The sequence below is a fragment of the Patulibacter sp. genome (assembly GCF_030655195.1).
Classification (GTDB): domain Bacteria; phylum Actinomycetota; class Thermoleophilia; order Solirubrobacterales; family Solirubrobacteraceae; genus Patulibacter.
Genome location: NZ_JAURWA010000113.1, coordinates 1 through 19,840, shown reverse-complemented (window position 1 = coordinate 19,840; position 19,840 = coordinate 1). Strand labels below are relative to the sequence as shown.

17 protein-coding genes and 2 tRNA genes are annotated in these 19,840 nt (G+C 74.7%); 13 read left to right on the top strand and 6 right to left on the bottom strand.

The features are described from left to right. Window positions 1-719, top strand: a 719-nt coding sequence (locus tag Q7T67_RS12195; RefSeq protein ID WP_304789634.1) for a PadR family transcriptional regulator, incomplete at its 5' end; no start/stop codon positions are given. A gap of 66 nt (window positions 720-785) precedes the next feature. Then, the gene (locus Q7T67_RS12190; protein WP_304789631.1) at window positions 786-1,190 is read left to right on the top strand and encodes a DoxX family protein; all 405 of its coding nucleotides are present in this window, start codon (window positions 786-788) and stop codon (window positions 1,188-1,190) included. Here the strand turns inward: Q7T67_RS12190 and Q7T67_RS12185 are convergent. Then, window positions 1,175-1,546 carry a winged helix-turn-helix transcriptional regulator gene (locus tag Q7T67_RS12185; RefSeq protein ID WP_370695396.1) on the bottom strand — a complete coding sequence of 124 codons (372 nt, stop codon included), beginning with the start codon at window positions 1,544-1,546 and terminating at the stop codon, window positions 1,175-1,177. The two genes, Q7T67_RS12190 and Q7T67_RS12185, sit on opposite strands and share 16 nt — an antisense overlap. Window positions 1,547-1,783: 237 nt before the next feature. Here Q7T67_RS12185 and Q7T67_RS12180 point away from each other — a divergent pair, with 237 nt between their 5' ends. Continuing rightward, window positions 1,784-2,653 carry an SDR family oxidoreductase gene (locus tag Q7T67_RS12180; RefSeq protein ID WP_304789625.1) on the top strand — a complete coding sequence of 290 codons (870 nt, stop codon included), beginning with the start codon at window positions 1,784-1,786 and terminating at the stop codon, window positions 2,651-2,653. An 85-nt stretch (window positions 2,654-2,738) separates the two neighbouring features. Here Q7T67_RS12180 and Q7T67_RS12175 read toward each other — a convergent pair whose 3' ends face one another. From Q7T67_RS12175 to Q7T67_RS12165, 3 genes are all read right to left on the bottom strand, one after another. Next, entirely contained in the window at window positions 2,739-3,686 is a 948-nt protein-coding gene (locus Q7T67_RS12175) for an alpha/beta hydrolase (protein WP_304789622.1), read from the bottom strand. Between the two features lie 9 nt (window positions 3,687-3,695). Beyond that, entirely contained in the window at window positions 3,696-4,472 is a 777-nt protein-coding gene (locus tag Q7T67_RS12170; RefSeq protein ID WP_304789619.1) for a TVP38/TMEM64 family protein, read from the bottom strand. 98 nt (window positions 4,473-4,570) lie between these two features. Continuing rightward, window positions 4,571-4,644: transfer RNA gene (locus tag Q7T67_RS12165), tRNA-Val, on the bottom strand. 39 nt (window positions 4,645-4,683) lie between these two features. Between Q7T67_RS12165 and Q7T67_RS12160 the strand changes: the two genes are divergently transcribed. Beyond that, window positions 4,684-5,028 (top strand): hypothetical protein, encoded by a 345-nt coding sequence (locus tag Q7T67_RS12160; RefSeq protein ID WP_304789616.1) that lies wholly within the window; start codon window positions 4,684-4,686, stop codon window positions 5,026-5,028. Window positions 5,029-5,498: 470 nt separating this feature from the next. On the opposite strand, the gene Q7T67_RS12155 is transcribed toward Q7T67_RS12160, so the two are convergent. Next, window positions 5,499-7,118, bottom strand: a complete 1,620-nt coding sequence (locus tag Q7T67_RS12155) for a hypothetical protein (RefSeq protein WP_304789613.1) — start codon at window positions 7,116-7,118, stop codon at window positions 5,499-5,501. 284 nt (window positions 7,119-7,402) lie between these two features. On the opposite strand from Q7T67_RS12155, the gene Q7T67_RS12150 reads away from it, so the two are divergent. After that, window positions 7,403-8,317, top strand: coding sequence for a glycosyltransferase family 2 protein (locus Q7T67_RS12150; RefSeq protein WP_304789611.1), 915 nt, complete (start codon window positions 7,403-7,405; stop codon window positions 8,315-8,317). 152 nt (window positions 8,318-8,469) lie between these two features. Beyond that, window positions 8,470-8,543: transfer RNA gene (locus tag Q7T67_RS12145), tRNA-Asp, on the top strand. Window positions 8,544-8,696: 153 nt separating this feature from the next. Here Q7T67_RS12145 and Q7T67_RS12140 read toward each other — a convergent pair. Further along, entirely contained in the window at window positions 8,697-9,434 is a 738-nt protein-coding gene (locus tag Q7T67_RS12140; protein WP_304789608.1) for a hypothetical protein, read from the bottom strand. A gap of 650 nt (window positions 9,435-10,084) precedes the next feature. Between Q7T67_RS12140 and Q7T67_RS12135 the strand changes: the two genes are divergently transcribed. The 7 genes from Q7T67_RS12135 to Q7T67_RS12105 form a co-directional block, all read left to right on the top strand. Beyond that, window positions 10,085-11,425: an MlaD family protein gene (locus tag Q7T67_RS12135; protein WP_304789605.1), complete on the top strand. Its 1,341-nt coding sequence runs from the start codon at window positions 10,085-10,087 to the stop codon at window positions 11,423-11,425. After that, window positions 11,425-12,789, top strand: a complete 1,365-nt coding sequence (locus tag Q7T67_RS12130; RefSeq protein WP_304789602.1) for an MlaD family protein — start codon at window positions 11,425-11,427, stop codon at window positions 12,787-12,789. The genes Q7T67_RS12135 and Q7T67_RS12130 overlap by 1 nt, the downstream gene beginning before the upstream one ends. Then, complete coding sequence (locus tag Q7T67_RS12125; protein ID WP_304789599.1) at window positions 12,786-14,243, top strand: MlaD family protein; 1,458 nt, start codon at window positions 12,786-12,788, stop codon at window positions 14,241-14,243. The genes Q7T67_RS12130 and Q7T67_RS12125 overlap by 4 nt, the downstream gene beginning before the upstream one ends. Further along, the gene (locus Q7T67_RS12120; RefSeq protein ID WP_304789596.1) at window positions 14,240-15,775 is read left to right on the top strand and encodes an MlaD family protein; all 1,536 of its coding nucleotides are present in this window, start codon (window positions 14,240-14,242) and stop codon (window positions 15,773-15,775) included. The genes Q7T67_RS12125 and Q7T67_RS12120 overlap by 4 nt, the downstream gene beginning before the upstream one ends. Then, window positions 15,775-17,133, top strand: a complete 1,359-nt coding sequence (locus Q7T67_RS12115) for an MlaD family protein (protein ID WP_304789593.1) — start codon at window positions 15,775-15,777, stop codon at window positions 17,131-17,133. Before Q7T67_RS12120 ends, Q7T67_RS12115 begins: the two co-directional genes overlap by 1 nt. Beyond that, a complete protein-coding gene (locus tag Q7T67_RS12110; protein WP_304789591.1) occupies window positions 17,130-18,617 on the top strand; it encodes an MlaD family protein in 1,488 nt (495 codons plus the stop codon). Before Q7T67_RS12115 ends, Q7T67_RS12110 begins: the two co-directional genes overlap by 4 nt. A gap of 113 nt (window positions 18,618-18,730) precedes the next feature. Then, a partial coding sequence (locus Q7T67_RS12105; protein ID WP_304789588.1) for a lytic transglycosylase domain-containing protein occupies window positions 18,731-19,840 on the top strand: 1,110 nt, incomplete at its 3' end.

Here is a 19,840-nt window from a genome sequence, read left to right as displayed (position 1 = left end):
GTGGGCGCGGTCCCGGTGGTCCCGGCGGCCGGGGCCACGGTCGCGGTCCGGGTGGCCGCGGTCCCGGCGGTCCGTTCGGCCGCCCCGGCGACCCCGAGCTCCCCGGCTTCCTGCCGGCCGGGGCGCGGGTCGGGCGCGGGGACATCCGCGCCGGCATCCTCGTGCTCCTGCTCGAGGGCCCGATGCACGGCTACCAGCTCATCCACGAGCTGCGCGAGCGCAGCGGCGGGGTCTGGCGGCCGAGCCCCGGGTCGGTCTACCCGACGCTGAAGCGCCTGTCGGGGGAGGGGCTCGTCGAGAGCACCGGGGCCGAGGGCCGCGGGCACCGCAAGGCCTTCGCCCTGACCGACGACGGGACCGAGGAGGCCACGCGCCTGTCGGCCGAGTCGACGCCGTGGGAGGCGCTCGTCGACGCCGACGACCGCGGGGCCCTCGAGCTCCGCGACCTCGTCGTCAGCGTCGTCGACGCGGCCCGCCAGGTCGTCCGCGTCGCGGAGCCCGAACAGGCCGCCGAGGCCCGACAGGTCCTGATCGACGCCCGCCGCCGGCTCTACGGCATCCTCGCCGCCGAGCCGACCGACACCGACGTCGACGCGGACACCCACGTCGACGCCGACACCGACGCCGAGGGCGCCCCGACCGCCACCGCCGGTCACGACGCCTCCCAGGAGGCCCCGACGACCACCCCCGACGACGCCTCCGAGGCCGACGGGGTCTGAGCCTCCGGGCGGGTGGGCCACCGGGCGGGCGCCGCGTGCGCCCGCCCGGTCGGTCACGCTGTGGGCATGCACCTCGACGCCGCCGTCCGCGCGGACCCCGTCCTGCGCCGGGTGGCGATCGTGGTCGGCGTGATCTTCCTGATCGCGTGCCTGCCGAAGTTCCTCGCCTACGGGTGGGAGCGCGACGCGTTCGTGCGCTTCGACCTGCCCGCGCCCGGGTTCCTCGTGATCGTGGCCGGGGTCGTCGAGCTCGTCGGCGGGGCGCTCCTGGTCGCCGGGAGGCTGGTCCTGCCGTCGTGCGTCGTGCTGACCGTGACGATGCTCGTCGCGTTCGTCGCCGGCGGGATCCTGGCGGGCGACGAGATCCCGAGCCTCACGCTCGCGCCCGCCCTCGTCGTGGCGATGGCGTGGCTCGTGGTCGCCGCGGCACGGCGTGGTCGGCCGCGGGTGCCCGGCTACCGCGCGTCGTAGTCGCGCTGGGCGACCGTCACGTCGCCCATCGATGCCTCGAGCAGCTCGATCAGGTCGACCACCCGCTCGGCGATCGTCGTGCCCAGCGGCGTCAGCCGGTACTCGACCCGTGGAGGGATCGTGCCCTGCACGTCCCGGACGACGAGGCCGTCGCGCTCGAGCGCCTGCAGCGTCTGGGCGAGCATCTTCTCGCTGACGCCGTCGACCCGGCGTCGCAGCGCGTTGAACCGCGCCGGACCCTGGTGCAGCGCTCCGAGCGCGAGCGCGCCCCAGCGGCCGGTGACGTCCTGCAGGAGCAGGCGGGAGGTGCAGCCCCGCGCGAAGACGTCGGGCTCCAGGCGCGGGTCGACGTCCATCGTCGCCGGCTCGTCCGCGACGGCGGCCGCCGCCGGCCCGTCGTCGGCCGCCGCGATCGCCGCGACCGCGGCGCCCTGGGTCGTGGAGTCCTCCGGGATCGCCATGAACACATCGTACCGCAGTGTGCCAGAAGCACTCCGTACGCAACATTCGGTATGCACTTTCGAAAAGATTGTGCAATCGTAGACGGGGCGCGGTCGACCGGCCGCCGGACCAGCACGACCAACGGAGCTCCCATGCCCACCATCGCCGTCACCGCAGCCACCGGGCAGCTCGGCCGCCTCGTCGTCGACGCGCTGCTCGAGCGCGGCGTCGACCCGGCGTCGATCGTCGCCGCCGTCCGCACCCCCGACAACGCGCAGGACCTCGCGGCCCGCGGGGTGCAGGTCCGCGAGGCGGACTACACGAAGCCCGACACCCTGAAGGCGGCGTTTCAGGGCGTCGACCGCGTCCTGCTGATCTCCTCCAGCGAGGTCGGGCAGCGCGCCGCCCAGCACGCGAACGCGATCGCCGCCGCGGAGGACGCGGGGGTGGAGCTCCTGGCGTACACGAGCGTCCTGCAGGCGGACACGACGACGATGCTGCTGGCGGCCGAGCACCAGGAGACCGAGCGGCGGCTCGCGCAGGCGACGGTCCCCGTCGCCCTGTTGCGCAACGGGTGGTACACCGAGAACTACACGGGCCAGCTCGAGGTCACCCTGGAGCACGGGGTGGTCGGCTCGGCGGGCGAGGGCCGCGTCGCGCCCGCGCCGCGTCGGGACTTCGCCGAGGCGGCGGCCGCGGTCCTCACGGGGGAGGGCCACGCCGGTCGCACCTACGAGCTCGCGGGCGACGAGGCGCTCACCCTCACCGAGATCGCGGCACTGATCGGCGAGGCGACCGGCAAGGACGTCGGCTACACCGACCTGCCGGTCGAGGCCTACACCGAGGTGCTGTCGAAGGCCGGCCTGCCCGCGCCGGTCGACGGGGTCATCGCCGACTCCAGCGCGGCCATCGGTCGCGGCGAGCTGACGACCGACAGCGGCGACCTCGCGCGTCTGATCGGCCGCCCGACCACGCCGGTCGCCGACGCGATCCGCGCCGACGTCGGGGCCGCTGCGGCCTGAGCGGTCGGGCGTCGGCGGGGCGGCCGCGGGCCGGCCGGTCGGTGGCGGGCGCTGCGGGCCGGCCGGTGCCGGCCGCGGCCCGACCTCAGGCCAGCAGGTCCTTGAACGCGGTGAGCGCCGCGTCGCGGGCCTCGCGCGCGGCGGGGCTCAGCGGCGCCATCGCCAGCCAGCCGTGGATCAGCGACGGGTTCTCCAGGTGCCGCACGGTGACGCCGGCGGCCTCGAGCGCCCGGGCGTAGGCGTCGCCGTCGTCGCGCAGCGGGTCGAATCCGGCGGTCGTGACGACGGCGGGCGCCAGGCCCTGCAGGTCGCCGGTGGCCGGCGACGCGCGGACGTCCGCCAGGCCTGCGGCGATGTCCTGCTCGCCGGCGTAGGCCTGCTCGAACCACGTCATGTCGGCCTTGGTGAGGAAGTACCCCTCGCCGTTCTCGGTCAGCGACGGGAAGTCCGTGGCCGGGTCGGTCACGGGGTAGATCAGCAGCTGGCCGGCCAGCGGCAGGCCGGCGTCGCGCCGGGCCTGGGCGACCACGGCCGAGAGGTTGCCGCCGGCGGAGTCCCCGCCGACCGCGAGGCGGTCCTCGCGTCCGCCGAGCTCGGCGAGGTGCTCGCCCGCCCAGTTCGTCGCGGCGATCGCGTCCTCGACCGCGGCCGGGAACGGGTGCTCGGGCGCGAGGCGGTAGTCGACGCTCACGACGACGGCATCGAGGCCCGCGACGATCGCGCGCACCTGGCCGTCGTAGCTGGCCGCATCGCCGAGCGCGAAGCCGCCGCCGTGCAGGAAGACGAGGGTCGCGTGCGGGCCCTCCGACGCGGGCCGGTAGACGAGCGCCGGGATCGGGCCGGCGTCGGACGGGATCTCGGTCGACGTGGGGTCCGCGACGCCGGTCGGCGCCTCGGCCATGGCGAGGCCGCCGAGCATCTGGCCCATCAGCGTGCGGGCGGCGACGATGTCACCGGCGGCCATCAGGCCCCCGGCGGCGCCGTTGGCCTCCATCTGCTGGAGGAGGGCGGCGATCGGGGGGTCGAGCGGCATCCGGCGATCCTAGCGCCGGGACCGCCCCGGGTCGGAGGACGACGGGGTCGGCGGATCGTGGCCGTCGGCGGAGGGCGGGACGGGGGAGCGGGGCGTGCCGGGGGCGGAGGACGCGTCGTCCCGCACCGCCGCGGTCCGCCGGCGCTCGCTGCGGACGACGGCCCACGCCAGCCCGAGCCCCAGCGCCCCCGTCGCGACGTTCAGGCCGATGGCGAAGAGGGCGTTCGGTCCCGTGAGGTCGTCGGCGTTGGCGCCGAGGAGGGCGTAGGAGAACGCCCGTGGGCCCGAGGCCAGCAGCGTCGCCAGGGCGATGTCGCGGGTGCGGACCCCGGCCAGGCCGAACGCGTGGGACAGCGGGCCGTCGGGCACCACCGGCATCAGGCGCTGCACGACGACGGCGGCGAACCCGTGGCGGCGTGCGAACGACGTCAGCGCGGTGAGCCGCTCGCCCGAGACGGCGTCGAGCGCGTCGCCCCCCGTGCGGGCCGAGAAGGTGCGCGCCAGGACGGCGGTGAGGACGGCGGACGGGAGGGAGATGAGCGCCCCGGCGACGGCGCCGAAGAGGAGGCCGGCCGCCGCGGCGAGGGCTGCGCCGGGCACGAGGACGGCCCCGAGGATCCCGGCGACGACGACGTAGGCGAGCGGCGCCGCGACCCCGGCGTCGTCGATCCAGTCCTCGATCCGCGTCCGGTCGACGACCCCCAGGACGTTGAAGACCACGAACAGGACGAGGAGCCCCGTGGCGAGCGTCCCGAGGCGCAGGAGGGCGGCGCGGCGGGCGTCCATCGCCGCACATGATGCCGGGGTCGGGCCCTGCCGGGACCCGCGGGCGCCCGCCGCGGACGGCGCTTCGGCGGCCGAGCGGCCGACGACGCGGCGGGGGATGGGCGCGGCCCGGTTCGAACGGGCGACCTCCCGGGTGTAAACCGGATGCTCTGACCAGCTGAGCTACGCGCCCGGAGACCGGACGAGGGTACCGCGCTACGCTGGATCGGTCATGTCGGACACGTCGAAGATCGCCAAGAACCTGCAGGCCTTCCAGATGGCCGTCAACTCGCACGACCGGGAGAACCCGACGCACGACGCGTACGGGATCGGTCTCTCCGCGTTCGACATGGACCGCCTGGGCCTCGACGAGGGCGAGCGGATCCTCCCGGGGATCACGATCCACTGCGACGCCGGCGTCTCCGGCAACTTCCGCGTGCTCTGCAACGGTGAGCACGACGAGGACCTCGAGGAGGCCGCGGAGGAGTCCGAGGTCGTCGAGGCCGTCAGCGTCCGCTCCGGCGGGCAGCGCGACGACGACGGGCTCGGCTCGATCCCGCCGCCCTCCGAGTGGTGAGCGGGACCGCGGCCGCGGCCTGATCGACCCGGGCGCCGGGGGTCGGCGGGGTGGCCACGTCCCGATCGGGACGTGGCCCCCGATCGACCGCCCGGGTGGTGGCGAGCGTGATCGGCCGTCCGCGCGCTCCGCCGCCGGGCGTCGCCGGGGTGCCGATGGAGCAGGATGTGGACCGCCCCCCCCGGCCCGGAGTGCCGCGGGAACGACGTCGTCCCGACACGAGGTGCTCCGATCCAGGTCTCGCCGGACGCACCGGGCCGAGACCGGGTTTCGTGTCGCCTGGCGCCTGCGATCCGGGTCTGGCCCCCGCGCCCTCGCTCAGACCCGGATCCGTGCCCGCGCGCTGCGGGCGCGGGTCGCTCGGCGCGGAGGCGAACTCGGCGAGACCCGAGGGCCGGCCGGTCGACCGGTGCAGCCGCCGACGCGCGGTCCGCGGGCCGCCTGAGCGCCCGCGGACCGGCGAGGTCGGCCTAGGAGTTCTGCGACTCCGCGGCGGGATCCACCGGATCGCCGTCCTGCGGCGCCTCGGCCGTCCGAGCCTGCGGGTCCTCGGCCCCCTCGGCCTGCGGCGCGTCGGCGTCCTCGGCCTGCGCGTCCTCGGCCTGTGCGTCCTCGGCCGGGGCCGCCTCCGTGGCGGGGGCGTCCGTCGTCCCGTCGTCCCCCGCCGGGGCATCGGCCGGCGACGCCTCGACCGGCGCGGCCTGGGCGGGCGCCGTGTCGGCCGTGGCCACCTCGGGCGCCTCGTCCTCGGGCGGGGCGCCCTCGGCCGCGGCCAGGGCGGCACGCAGTTTGGCGCCGAGCTCGCCGCCGATGCCGGACTCGCCGACGGAGAAGACGCCACCGGGGATCGGGGGCTCGCGGCGCTCACGACGACCACCGCGATCGCCGAAGCCACCGGGGCCGCCACGGCCGGGGCCACCGGGACCGCCCGGTCCACCGCGACCGGGGCCGCCGGGCCCGCCGGCCGGACGACGCGGGGTGGTGGCGGAGACGACGTCCTGCGGGCGGGCGAGCGAGAGCAGGGCCCAGGCGGCCTTCTGGTCCTCGCCGCCCTTGACGGTCACGTCGACGCGCCGGGCGCGCTCGGCGTAGACCTGCTGCGCCGGGCGGTCGCCCTGCAGCGCGGTGTTCACGCGGGCGATGCCGAGCAGCTCGATGGCGGCCTTGACCTGCTCGCGCTGGTCCTGGGTGCCGCTGACCGCGCGGCGGGCGATCGAGACGATGTCGCGGGCCCGGACGGCGGCGAGGACGATCCAGGCGGCCTGGTCGTCGGTCTCGGGCGTCGCGCCATAGGCGCGGCGGCCGAACTCGCGGCCCGACGACCCCTCGCCGGCGAGGATGTCGGCGACGTCGAAGCGACCGGCCGTGTCGACGGCCCAGGTGATCGCGGCCGGGTCGGGCTCCATCGCGCGGAGGAGCTCGAGGCGCTGACGGAGGAAGACCTCGTCCCACGCGAACCGCCGACGGCCACCGGGGCCGCCCGGTCCGCCGCCGCTGCCGCCACCGCGGCCGGAGCGCTTGCCGCGCGAGCGACGGCGCTTCTTCTTCGGCTCGCCGTCGGCGTTCGCACCGTCGCCGGACTGCGCCGCGTCGCCCTCGGCGTTACCGCCCTCGGCGGCGGACCCGCCCTGGCCTGCGTCTTCCGCGGGCGCACCCTCGGCGGGGGTGCCGTCGGTCTGCGTGTCGCCCTCGACGGAGGACGCGTCGCCCGGTGCGGCGTCGCCCGACGGGGCCGACTCGGCGGAGCCGTCCGGCGCGGTGCCGGCGGGGGCGACCGCGTCGTCGATGCTCGTGGTGGCCGGCGTGACGGGCTCGACGACGGCGTCGGGGGCCGGAGCGGCCGGTGCCTCGTCGGTGACCGGCTCACCGGGGCCGGTGGCGGCGGGCGTCATCGCCGCGATCGGCCCGGACGCCTCGGCATCGCCGGCGGCGCCGTCGGCGACGGACCCCGCCTCCGCGGGAGGCGCGGGGGCCTCCGCGTCCGGGGCGGGAGCCTCGGCATCGGGGGCCTGCGGGGCCGCGGCGTCCTGCGAGGGGCCCGTGGGCGCCTCCGGATCGACCTGCGGCTCGACGTCTTCGGGAGCAACCACGGGGTCCCAACGCTACCGCGCCACACAGGGGCTTGCGGTCGCCCGTGTGCGCATGGCCACCCAGGCGCTCCCACGGGCCCGCACCGGCGGCGGTCCCGGCGCGCCCCGTGTCCCGGGCGGCCCGCGGCGCCCCGTGCCGTCAGGCGGTCGGGGAGGACGCCCGCCGTCGGTGGTCCGCCCGCCGCCGGAACACCGGCCGCGCCCGCGGCGGGGCCGTTGCCGCGCAGGCTCTCCGGGCACCCCGCCGCCCGGCCCGCCCGACCGCCTGGGGTAGCCTCCGGGCCGTGCCCGTCGGCGTCGTCATCCCCGTCCACGGGTTCAGCCCGTACCTGACGCAGACCCTCGACGCGATCGTCGGCCAGGACGCGCCGCCGGTCGACGTGGTGGTGGTCGACGACGGCTCGCCCAGTCCCGTGTCGCTGCCAGAGGACCACCGCGAGGCGGTGCGGCTCGTGCGCCGCGAGGAGCAGGGCGGACCGGGCGCGGCCCGCAACAGCGGGATCGCGGTCCTGGCGGACGAGGTGGACCTCGTCGCGTTCTGCGATCACGACGACGTCTGGACCCCCGGGTACCTGGCCGCGCACGCCCGGGCGCTCGCGCACCACCCCAGCGCGTCGATCCTGACCGGCGACACGCTCATCGTCGGGCCCGACGACCGCGTCACGGGCGAGCAGTGGCAGGGCCTGCACCGCGGATCGCACCGGCCGGCCCTCGTCCTGCCGACGATCTACGAGCGCCACCCCCTGTGCACCTCCGCGACCGTCGTCCGTCGCGACGCCCTCGAGGAGGTCGGGTCCTTCGACGAGTCGCTGCCCCAGGCGGAGGACCTCGACCTCTGGCTGCGGCTGCTGGCCGCCGACCACCTGCTCGTCTCGGTCCTCGGGGCGACCGTGCGCTACCGGCGCCACCCGTCGGGCCTGACGCACGACCTCGTCGAGCTGTCCGAGTCGCTCCTGCGGGTCCATCGCACCCACGCCGACCACGTGCGCGAGCCGGTGGCCCGGCGCTCCGAGGCGGCCGACCTGCGGGGCCGCGCCGCCGGACTGGTCCGCCTCGGCCGCTTCGAGGAGGCCCGCGACGAGTACGCCGCCGCGGACGGGCTCCTGCCGCCGCTCCTGGGCGAGCGCCTGCGTGCCGGGGTCCTGGCCGTCCCGGGCCTGCGGGCCCGCGTCGGCCGCCGCGGGCCCTACGGCGTCTGACCGGCGGTGTCGCGTGGCGCCGGGGCGGTCCTGCCCGGCCCCGGCCGCGGTGGCCCGGGCCCCGCACCCGGGGCGTCGGCGCGTGCTCGGAACGACCCCGTCGACCCGGAGGACGCGCGGCGGGCGATTCGTGCATACTTCTCGTTCCCCGAGGGGGCGTAGCTCAGTTGGTTAGAGCGCTGCCCTGTCACGGCAGAGGTCGCGGGTTCGAGTCCCGTCGCTCCCGTTCCCGAAGGGTCCGAAGCCCCCGCATCGCGGGGGTTTCGTCGTTCCTGGGGCACCAGGTCCGCTGGCCGACCCCGGAACGCAGGACGCCCCCGCCGTGGTGGCGGGGGCGTCGGCCCCGCGGTGCGCCCCGGAGGGCGCGGTCAGCGCTCGCTCAGGAGCACTTGACGAAGGACGAGAACACGGCGTCGGGCGTCGTGTCCTGCGACGAGGTGACCGTGAAGGGCCACTTCTTGTCCTTCGGGCACGACGTCGTCGCGATCCAGTTCTTCGCGGTCGTCTTGATGTTCGCGCTGATCAGCGAGATCGGCGTGCCGGCGACGACCTGCAGCTCCTGCGGGACGGTCAGCGTCAGCTCGTAGCCGCCGTGCTTGCCGCCCTTCTTGATGACGCCGGGGACCGGGGTCGTCACGCGCGCCGGGTTCTTCAGCACGGTGTAGAGGTAGACGTTCTTCGCGCCGCCGTTGACGAGCTGGAACTTCGGCGTCGTCTTGACCGTGTCGGCCCAGGCGGAGCCGGTGCCGGAGCCGACGACGGCCTTGGCGCACTTGCCGGTCAGCTTGTCGCTGCCGTCGAGCTTCGCGCGGTTGAGCTCGGACTGCGAGCACTTGAACTTGTACTTGCCGCCCAGGTAGAGCGAGCCCTTCGGGAAGTCGATCTTGACCTTCTGAACGATCGGCTTGTTCTCGCCGTCGGGGCCACTGGTCTTCCAGTTGGCGTTGACGGTCAGCTTGACCGACTTCGGCTTCTTCACCGTGCCGGCCTTGGACGGGGAGACCTTCGGGCTGGCCGTGATCGTCGTCTCGGGTGTAGGCGTCTGCGCGTACGACGGGGCGACGATGGCGACGGACAGGGCCGCGACCGCGACCGTGGGGATGGCGAACTTACGCATTGAGGGTCTTGCTCTCCTCGGGGATGGACACGGCCGCGATGCGCCCCCGGACGGGGTGGACGCGCAATCGCTCGGGCCGAACTGCGCACCAACGTACAGAGTTCGACGCAGGCTGTGACCCCCCTCACGGAACCCTCACGAACGGAGGTCGGCGTGCGGATCGGCGTCGCGCGCCGCTCGGAGGTCGATCGCCCGCTGGCGACGCGGGTTCCCGGCCCCTGGCGACCGCGGGCCCTCCGAGGCCCCGGTGCACACCTGTAGACGGATATCGTAGGCGCACGTCTTCGACCCTGGTCGTCATGGGCCGGAACGGCCGTCCCGCCGGACGATGGCGATGGACACCGTTCCTACGTCCGGTCGCATTTCCGTCCAGGGGAGGCGATGCGCTGTGACCAAGGGCACTATGTTCTCGTCGCTGGCCGTTCGCGTGGGACGCCGGTCACCTCCGCCACGTCGCCCCCGACCTCATCGGGGCGCGTCGAGGACGAGGTGCCCGCCCACCGGCCCCGTTGAATCAGAAGTGCGACGCAGGCCCCGCTCAGCGGCCGGCGAACGACCAACGACCTCGTGCCGTCCCCCGCGGCGCGTGGCCCAAGGAGAACCTGCTGTCCCCGAACACGAAGCCCTCCCGCCGCCGTGCATGGCGCCTGGTGCCCGCGGCCGTCCTGGTCGTCGTCCTCGCGCTCCTGGTGGCGTGGATCGTCGCGCCGGAACCAAGCCACCGCTACCGCCTCGTGTTCCAGAACGCGAGCCAGGTCGTGGGCGGCGGCACGGTGCGGATCGGCGGCACCCAGGTCGGGACGATCAAGTCGATCGACCTGAACGACCGGGACCAGGCCGAGGTCGAGATCTCGGTCGCGAGCGACTTCGCGCCGCTGCGCCGCGGCGCCAGCGCCGTCGTGCGCGCCCAGGGCAGCGCCGGCATCGCGTCGCGCTACATCGACCTGAGCCCGGGTGCGGGCGACGAGCCCGCGCTGAAGGACGGCGCGACCATCGACGTCGAGCGCACGACCTCGCAGGTCGATCTCGACCAGATCTTCAAGACGATCGACCCGAAGACCCGCGCCGGCCTGCAGAAGACCATCGGCGGCTTCTCCCAGTGGTACGAGGGCCGCGAGGCCGAGGGCAACGCCTCCGCCAAGCAGCTCCCGAAGGCCGTCGTCGCGTTCCGCAAGTTCGCCGCCGACGTCAACGCGCAGTCCGCGCAGTTCGAGCGGCTCGTCACGACGAGCGCGAAGGCGATGGGCACCCTCTCGGGCGAGAGCGACCGCCTGACGAGCCTGATCGACGGCGCCGGTCGGACCGTCGAGGCCCTGGGCTCCGACACCCGCTCCCTGACGACGGCGCTGGAGACGACGCCCGAGGCGCTCCGTCAGGGCACCGGCGCGCTGCGCGAGCTGCGGCCGACGACCGTCGAGCTGCGCGGGCTGATCGACGCCTCCGACGCGCCGTCGCGGACGCTGCAGCCGTTCCTCCGCGAGCTGACGCCCGTCGCCAACGCCTCCGTCCCCGTCTTCCGTCAGCTGCGCCGGCTCGTCGACACGCCCGGCGCGGGCAACGACGTCCTCGACGGCCTGCGCGATCTGCCGCCGCTCGAGCGCTCGACCCGCGTGGCGTTCCCGTCGGGGATCAAGGCCCTGAAGACGTCCACGCCGATGCTCGGCTTCTCGCGGCCCTACGCGCCGGACCTGATGGCGTTCATCCGCAGCTTCGGCCAGTCGGCCGCGACCTACGACGCCGACGGCCACTACTTCAGCACCGCCCCGGTCTTCGACGCCTTCGACTTCCAGGACGACGCCGCCGGCGGCACGCTGACCACGAAGGCCCCGGCGCAGCGCGGCCGGAGCACCGCGCTCTCGACCGGCAACCTCAAGCGCTGCCCGGGCTCTGCCATGCGCCTGCTGCCCGACCGCTCGAACTCCTTCGTCGACACGGGCACGCTCGGCAACGCGGACTGCGTGCCGGCCCAGACCCCCGGAGCCGGACGATGATGCGTTCCCTGCGGTGGGTCCTGCTGGCCCTGGTGGTCGTCGTCGTGGTCGTGGCGGCCACGACGCTCGCCTCCGGCGGCGACGACGAGGACCAGCGTGCGGACGGCTACCTCGTCCGGGCGATCTTCGACAACGCGAGCTTCGTCATCTCCGGCGAGGACGTGAAGGTCGGCGGCGTGATCGTCGGCCGGATCAAGGAGGTCGAGCTCGACGACGCCGACAACAAGGCCGCCGTCGTCCTCGAGATCACCGACCCGGGGTTCCAGGACTTCCGTCAGGACGCGACCTGCAAGATCGGTCTGCAGTCCCTGATCGGCGAGCAGTTCATCGACTGCGACCCGACCCAGAAGCGCGGCCAGAACGTGGCCCTGGCCCCGCCGCTGACGGCGATCGCGAACGGTCCGCACCGCGGCCAGCACCTGCTGCCCGTCACCCGCACGAGCAGCCCGGTCGGCCCCGACCTGCTGGCCAACATCATGCGGATGCCGCAGAGCGAGCGGCTGCGGCTGATCATCGCCGAGCTCGGCACCGGGCTCTCCGGCAACGGCGCGGAGCTGCGCAACGTCATCGACCGCGCCAACCCGACGCTCCAGCAGGCCACCCGCCTGGTCGAGATCCTCGCCGCGCAGAACGGCACGATCGCCGACCTCGTCAAGCAGTCCGACGCGGCGCTCGCACCCCTGGCCGAGCGCCGCGGCGACCTCGCCGGGTTCATCGCCTCGTCCGGGCGCGTCGCGGCGGCGTCCGCCGAGCGCGGCGACGACCTGGAGCGCGACCTCGAGCGCCTGCCGGCCTTCCTGCGCGAGCTGAAGCCCGCCGTCGCGCGCATCGGCCGGCTGTCGGACCAGTTCGGTCCGTCGATCGCGAACCTCTCCGCCAAGGCCCCCGACGTCAACCGCGCCGTGACGGGCCTCGGCCCGTTCGCCGCGGCCGCCCGTCCCGCGATCAAGACCCTCGGCGACGCCGCCGACCAGGGCCGCGAGACGTTCCCGCAGCTCGACCGCCTGGCGCGTCAGGTCCGCTCCACGACCAAGCCGCTGCTCCCCGCGTCCAAGAACCTGGCCGCGCTGACCGGCTCGTTCGACCGCACCGGGGGCGTCGCCAACCTGCTCCACCTGCTCTACCTGTACACAGGGGCGCTGAACGGCAAGGACGGCACGTCGCACTACACGCGGACGAACCTCTACATCAGCAGCTGCATCGAGCGCAGCCCGACGGTGGTCGGGCAGTGCATCGCGCAGTTCGACCCGGACGCGACGGGTGCGCCCGATCCCGACGCGGCCGACAGCCGGTCCGTCGCCCCGTCCACGGCCCCGGCGAGCGCCGAGCTCAACTCGTTGCTCTCGAAGGAGTCCGGTCGATGATCGACGGAGGCCCCCGCCAGAAGCGCAGCGCGCTCGCGGCCAACCCGGTGCTGATCGGTGCCGCCACGGCGCTGATCGCCATCGTCGCGGTCGTCCTGGCCTACAACGCCAACAGCGGCCTGCCGTTCGTGAAGACGTACCTCGTCCGCGCCGAGGTCCCGGACTCGGCGGCGCTGATCGTCGGCAACGACGTGCGCAAGGGCGGCAGCCGTGTCGGCTTCGTCAGCGCGATCGAGCCCCGCAAGGGCACCGACGGCACGACGGGCGCGACGATCGTCATGAAGCTCGACCTGAGCGCCAAGCCGCTGCCGGAGGACACCCGCGTCGACATCCGGCCGCGTTCCGCGCTGGGCCTGAAGTACGTGCAGCTGACGGCGGGCCGCTCCCCGCGGACGCTCGCCGACGGCGCGACGATCCCGCTCCGCTACGCCGGCAACAAGCCGGTCGAGCTCGACGACCTCTTCAACACCTTCGACAAGCCGACCCGGACCGCGTCGGGCGAGAACCTGACGGAGTTCGGCAGCGCCCTCGCCGGCCGCGGCGAGGCGCTGAACGACACGGTCCGCGACCTGACGCCGCTCCTCGAGAAGGCGGAGCCCGCGCTGCGCAACCTCGTGGCCAAGGCCACCGGCTTCGACCGCATCTTCCCGGCGCTGCAGAACACCGCGGCCGAGGTCGCCCCCGTCGCCGCCGCCCAGGCGGACCTCGTGACGGCCCTGCGTCGCACGTTCGTGGCCCTCGATCGCGTCAAGCCGTCGATCCAGGACTCGATCTCCTTCGGTCCCCGCGCGCTGAACGCGGGCATCGAGGAGCTGCCCCGGCAGGCGGACTTCCTGAACGCGTCCACCGAGCTGTTCCGGCGCCTGCGGCCCGCGTTCTCCGCGCTGACCGCGGCCTCGCCCGGCCTCGCCGACGCGTTCGAGGCGGGGACGCCCGCGCTGCGTCGCTCCCCGGCCCTCAACCGCCGGCTGACCCGCACCCTGGCCAACCTGCAGCGCTTCGGGACCGACCGCCGGACGTTCCAGGGCATGGGCGACATCCGGGCGATCGCCGACGTCCTGCGGCCGACGCTCTCCTACGTCACGCCCGCCCAGACCGTCTGCAACTACGCGACGCTGCTGACCCGCAACCTGGCCAGCGCCGTGTCGGAATCCGATTCGATCGGGCCCGGACTGCGGACCGGGCTGCTGATCCTGCCGAACTTCCCCGACGGCGAGTCGGGGCCGGCGGCGAAGCCGGCCGCCGGTCCCGCGCAGGACCTGCGCGCGCCGAAGCCGATCTACCCGTCCGACAGCCTCCTGCACAGCAACCCGTACCCCAACACGGCCGCCCCCGGGCAGCCCCGCGAGTGCGAGGCCGGCAACGAGGTCTACGTGCCCGGACGCCAGATGATCGGCAACACCCCGCGCAACGAGGGTGTCGTCACCGAGGGCCAGAAGGTCGGTGCCAAGTGAGCAAGGGCACGACGCAGCCGCCCAACCGGCGCACCCGCATCAGCCCCGTCAAGTTCGGCGCGCTGTTCCTGCTCGTCGTCGCGATCGGCGTGTACTTCGGCTTCGCCAAGAGCGTGCCGTTCCGCAGCCACTACGAGGTCTCCGCCGTCGTGCGGACCTCGAACCTGCTCGCGAAGGGCTCACCCGTCCGCATCGCCGGCGTCAAGGTCGGCAAGGTCGTCGACACCGGGCGCTACGGCAAGAGCGAGTACGCCGTGATCCGCATGCAGGTCGACGAGGACGGCCGCAAGGTCCTGCGGCGCGACGCCTCGATCCGCATCCGTCCCCGCCTGTTCCTCGAGGGCAACTTCTACGTCGAGCTGCAGCCGGGCACGCCGGACGCGCCGTCGATGCCCGACGGCGGCACCATCCCCGTCACCCGCACCTCGGTCCCGGTCCAGCTCGACCAGGTCCTGACGACGCTGCAGGCCGACCAGCGCAAGGCGCTGCAGGCGACCGTCGGCGGTCTCGGCGACGGCTTCGGCTCGACGCCGACCGCCAAGGAGGACGCCTCGCAGGACGAGGCCGTCCGCGGCAAGACGGGTGGCCAGGCGCTCAACGAGGCGCTCAAGACGTCCCCGCAGTCCCTCCGGGACGGCGCGAAGGTCACCACCGACCTGCGCGGCCGCGTCAACGGCGACCTGACCAAGGCGATCGCCGGCATCGGTGACGTCACGGCCGCGCTCGCGCAGGACCAGCGCGCGCTCTCCGGCGCCGTCCGCAACTTCGACACGACCGTCTCGACGCTGGCCGACAACAGCGGCTCGCTGCAGTCCACGGTCCGCGAGCTGGGCCGGACGTCCTCGACCGCGCGCATCGCCTTCGGCAGCCTGCGCCGCGCGCTGCCGCCGACCCGGACCACCGCCCGCGACCTGACGGCCGCCATGCGCGAGCTGCCCGGCGTGATCACGGCCGGTCGGCCGTGGCTCCGCCAGGCGGCCCCGCTGCTGAGCGAGAAGGAGCTCCGTGGCCTGCTCGGCGACGTGCGCCCGACGCTCCAGGACATCGCCCGGCTGACGCGCGAGTCGCGCACCTGGGTGCCTGAGCTCTCCTCCTTCACGGCCTGCATGAACCGCGTGTTCCTGCCGACCCTGAACGTCAAGGTCGACGACGGGCCGCTGTCGGCGAACGTCGAGAACTACAAGGAGTTCTGGTACGGCGTCGTCGGCATGGCCGGCGAGGGCCAGACGTTCGACGGCAACGGCTCGAAGCTGCGCCTGCAGACCATCGGCGGCAACACGAAGGTCAAGACCGGCTACACGACCTTCGGCCGCGATCAGCCGCAGTTCGCGAACGCGACGGAGCGGCCCACCGGGACGAGCCCGGCGTTCAGCCCGAAGGTCCCCGCGTTCCGGACCGACGTGCGGTGCGCGACCAACCCGGTCCCGCCGGTCAACGGCCCGGCGTCCCAGGGTCCGGCCGACGGCTCGCGCCCGAGCGCCCCCGCCCCGGCCGCGCCGAACCTCGATCCGATCCCCGGGAAGGTCCGCTGATGCGTGGTCTGCGCAGTCACGCCGGCGAGGCCGCGTTCCTCGTCGGTCTGATGATCGTCGCCCTCGTGGTCGGCGGCTTCATCTTCTCCAACCAGAACGTGACGCCCCCGAGCTGGACGCCGATCGTCGGCGAGGACTACTACCGCCTCGACGCCCGGTTCGAGAACGCCAACGGCGTCATGCCCGGCCAGGGTCAGGCCGTGACGATCGCCGGCGTCAACGTCGGCAAGGTCGAGAGCGTCCGCCTGGACCGCGGTCAGGCCGTCGTCCGGCTGCGGCTCGAGGAGCGCTACGCCCCGCGGGTGCGACCCGACGCCACGGTCCTGCTGCGGCCCAAGACGCCGCTGAAGGACATGGTCGTCCAGCTCGAGCCCGGCACCCGCGAGGCCGGTGCCCCGCTGAAGAACGGGTCGACGATCAACGTCGACCGCACCGCCCCGGACGTCAACTTCGACGAGATCATCGCCAAGCTCGACGTCGACACGCGGGCCCAGCTGGCCGCGCTGCTCGGCGACGCCGGGACGGCCATCGGCGGTCCCGGCGGCCGCGCGCTGGCGCGAGCGCTGCGTCGGTTCGAGCCGCTCTCCCGCCAGGGGGCCCGCGCCACGCGCCTGCTGGCCCAGCGCGGCTCGATGACCCGCCGTCTGGTCACGAACATCGGCCGGATCACCGGCGAGCTCGGCTCCACCGACGCCCAGCTCGCCGCGTTCATCCGGGCCAACGAGGCCGTCTTCGCGCGCTTCGCCGCGCAGAACCGCAACCTCGGCGAGACCGTCCGCCTGCTGCCCGCGACCCTGCGGGCGAGCACCGCCGCGCTCGAGAAGGCCGGCCGGCTGTCGACCACCCTGGCCGGCGGCCTGCCGCGCCTGCGGCCCGCGACCCGGTCGCTCGCTCCCTCGCTGCGCCAGCTCCGGCCGCTGTTCGCGGAGACCCGCCCGGTGCTCGAGAAGCAGCTCCGTCCGTTCGCCCGGGACGCCCAGCCCGTCGCACGTCGCCTGGCGCCCGGCGTCCGCGACCTGCGGACCGCCGTGCCGCCGCTGCGCACGACGACGAAGGTGCTGAACAACCTCGTCGACGCCGCGGCCTACGACCCCGCCGGCACCGGCGTGGGCCAGCAGAGCTACCTGTACTACCTGCCCTGGGCGGCCCACAACACGAACTCCGCCCTGTCGACGCAGGACGCAGTCGGGCCGATCCGGCGCACGATGCTGCTGTTCAACTGCGGCTCGCAGCTGCTGCTGGACAACTACACCAACCCGGCCGGGCGGTCGGACAGCCCCTACCTGAAGACGGTCATCGACCTGCTCAACCCGCCGCTGAAGGCCGACAACTGCCCGAACGGGACGGAGACCAAGTGATCAAGACCCGTCCCACGGTCGCGCGACTGCTGATCATGATCGTCTTCGCGCTGTCGAGCTTCGGCGCGCTGCTGTACCTGTGGATGGCCTTCGGCGGCCCGATCCCGCTGCGTCCCGTCGGCTACCGCTTCAACGTCGACGTCCCGCAGTCCGCGCAGCTCACCCGCCAGGCCGACGTCCGCATCTCCGGCGTCTCCGTCGGCAAGGTCGTGGCGCTGAAGTCCCTGCGCGAGCAGGACTCCACGCGCGTGACCATCGAGCTGCAGGCGAAGTACGCGCCGATCCCCAAGGCCGCCCGCGCGATGCTGCGCTCGAAGACGCTGCTGGGCGAGACCTACGTCGAGATCGCCCCCAACCGCGCCGCCGGCACCGGGCCCCTGGCGGACAACGGCACCCTGGCGAAGGGCTCCGTCGAGTCGACCGTCGAGCTCGACGACGTCCTGAAGACGTTCGACCCGAAGACCCGGGCCGCGTTCCGCACCTGGCAGCAGGCCCAGGCCGGGGCGACCCGGGGCCGCGCGGAGGACTTCTCCGACACCCTCGGCGAGCTGCCGCAGTTCACCGACGAGCTCGAGCAGCTCTCCGCCGTCCTGGACTCGCAGGGCTCGGCCGTCCGCCAGTCCGTCTCGTCGACCGCGGACGTCTTCGCGGCGATCAGCCGCAACCAGGGCGACCTGCGCCGGCTGGTCAGCGCCGGCAGCCGCACGTTCACCGCGATCGGCTCCCGCGACCGCGCGCTGGCGGCGATCTTCCAGGAGCTGCCCGGGTTCGAGCGGGAGTTCGCCGCGACGATGCCCGAGGTCACCCGCCTGGCCGACCGCGGGCTGCCCGTGGTCAAGCGCCTGCAGCCCGTCGCGACCCAGCTGACGCCGTCGTTCGAGGCCCTGAACCGGCTGAGCCCCGACCTGCGCGCGCTCATGCTGCGCCTGGGCCCGGTCGTCACGGCGTCCGAGAAGGGGCTCCCGGCCGCGGACCGCATCCTCGCCGGCCTGCCGCCCGTCCTCGACGCGCTGACGCCCTTCACGCAGAACCTCAACCCGATCCTGCGCCAGGTGGGGATCGGGCGCCGGGACCTGACCGCGTTCCTCGGCAACGTCACCGCCGCGACGAACGCGACGGACGCCGCCGGCCCGCGGTACCTCCGCGCCGGCGCGACGCTGACGCCGCAGTCGCTGGCTTACCAGTCCCGCGTCCTGGGGCAGACCCGTCGCAACGCGTACGTCGCCCCGGGTGGCGCCGGCAAGCTCGCCGGCGGCCTGGACGTCCTCGATCCGACGGGCTGCACCAACGGTGACCCGGCCCAGCCCACCGGTCTGGCCCCGCTGCCCGCGGAGCGCCTGCTGTCGAACGTCTTCCGGGTGCCCGGTAGCGCGGTCGCGCGCCCCGGCTGCTCTACTCAGGGAGCCTTCCCCGGCTTCTCCACGTTGTTCCCGCGGGTCGGTGCCGACGCACCCGCCCCGACCGTCTCCGAGGACCCCCGATGACCGCTGCCCGCCAGGATCGCCCCGAGGGACGGACCCCCGCGTCCGTCGAGTCCGGGCGGCCCAGTGGTGCGGACCGGACGCCTGAGGGCGGGCGTCCCGAGGGCGCGTCCCGCGTGCGCCGCCGGACCGGTGCCGCGGCCGTGGTCGCCGCCGGCCTGCTCGTCGCCCCGGGGGCCCACGCCGCCACGACGACGACGGGTCCGACGCCCGCCGCCCGGGCGAGCACGACCGGGCCGGCCCCGGCGGCCGATCCCGCGGCGACGCCCGACGCCGTCGACCCGGTCGCCCAGCCCCCGGCCTCGACGACCGCCGACCCCGCCGTCCCGCCGGCGTCGACGACGACCACCCCCGCCGCGCCGTCCGACGACGCCGACGGCGTGCGCGACGACGACTCGCTCGGCGACGACAGCGGCGGCGCCGGGCGCGCAGAGACCGCGAAGGCCCAGCGCGCCCGCGAGCGTCGCGAGGCCCGGCAGGCGCTGGCGAAGAAGCACGCGGCCGCCGCCCGCCGCCGCGCCGCGGCGCGGAAGAAGGCCGCCAAGGAAGCCCGCGAGAAGGCGAAGGCCGAGCGCGAGGCCGACGGCGACACCGCCGAGGACCCGACCGACGCCGCGGACGCCGCGGACGGTGCGGGTGGCACGGCCGGCGACGCCGCGGACCCGTCGCTGCTGGGTGGCGACGCCGAGCTGCTGCGTGCCCCGACGGCGATCCCGGACCTGTTCATCGCGCGGTTCCGGATCCCGCCGTTCCTGCTGCCGATCTACCAGGCGGCGGGCGTCGAGTACGGCATCCGCTGGGAGGTCCTGGCGGCGATCAACGAGATCGAGACGGACTACGGCCGCAACCTGAACGTCTCGACCGCGGGCGCGCAGGGCTGGATGCAGTTCATGCCCGCGACCTGGAAGACGTACGGCACCGACGCCGACGGCGACGGCCAGGCCGACCCGATGGACCCGGTCGACGCGATCTTCTCCGCCGCCCGGTACCTGAAGGCCGCCGGCGCCGAGGACAGCATCCGCAAGGCGATCTTCGCCTACAACCACGCCGACTGGTACGTCGACTCCGTGATGCTGCGGGCCCGGCTGATCAGCGGGCTCCCCGAGCCGCTGGTCTCGTCGCTGACGGGCCTCGCCCAGGGCGTCCTGCCCGTCGAGGGCGCCGTCGCCGACCCCGACGCGCCGGGCGCGTCGCCCGTCGCCGCGGGCACCCCGGCGCCCGCCGCC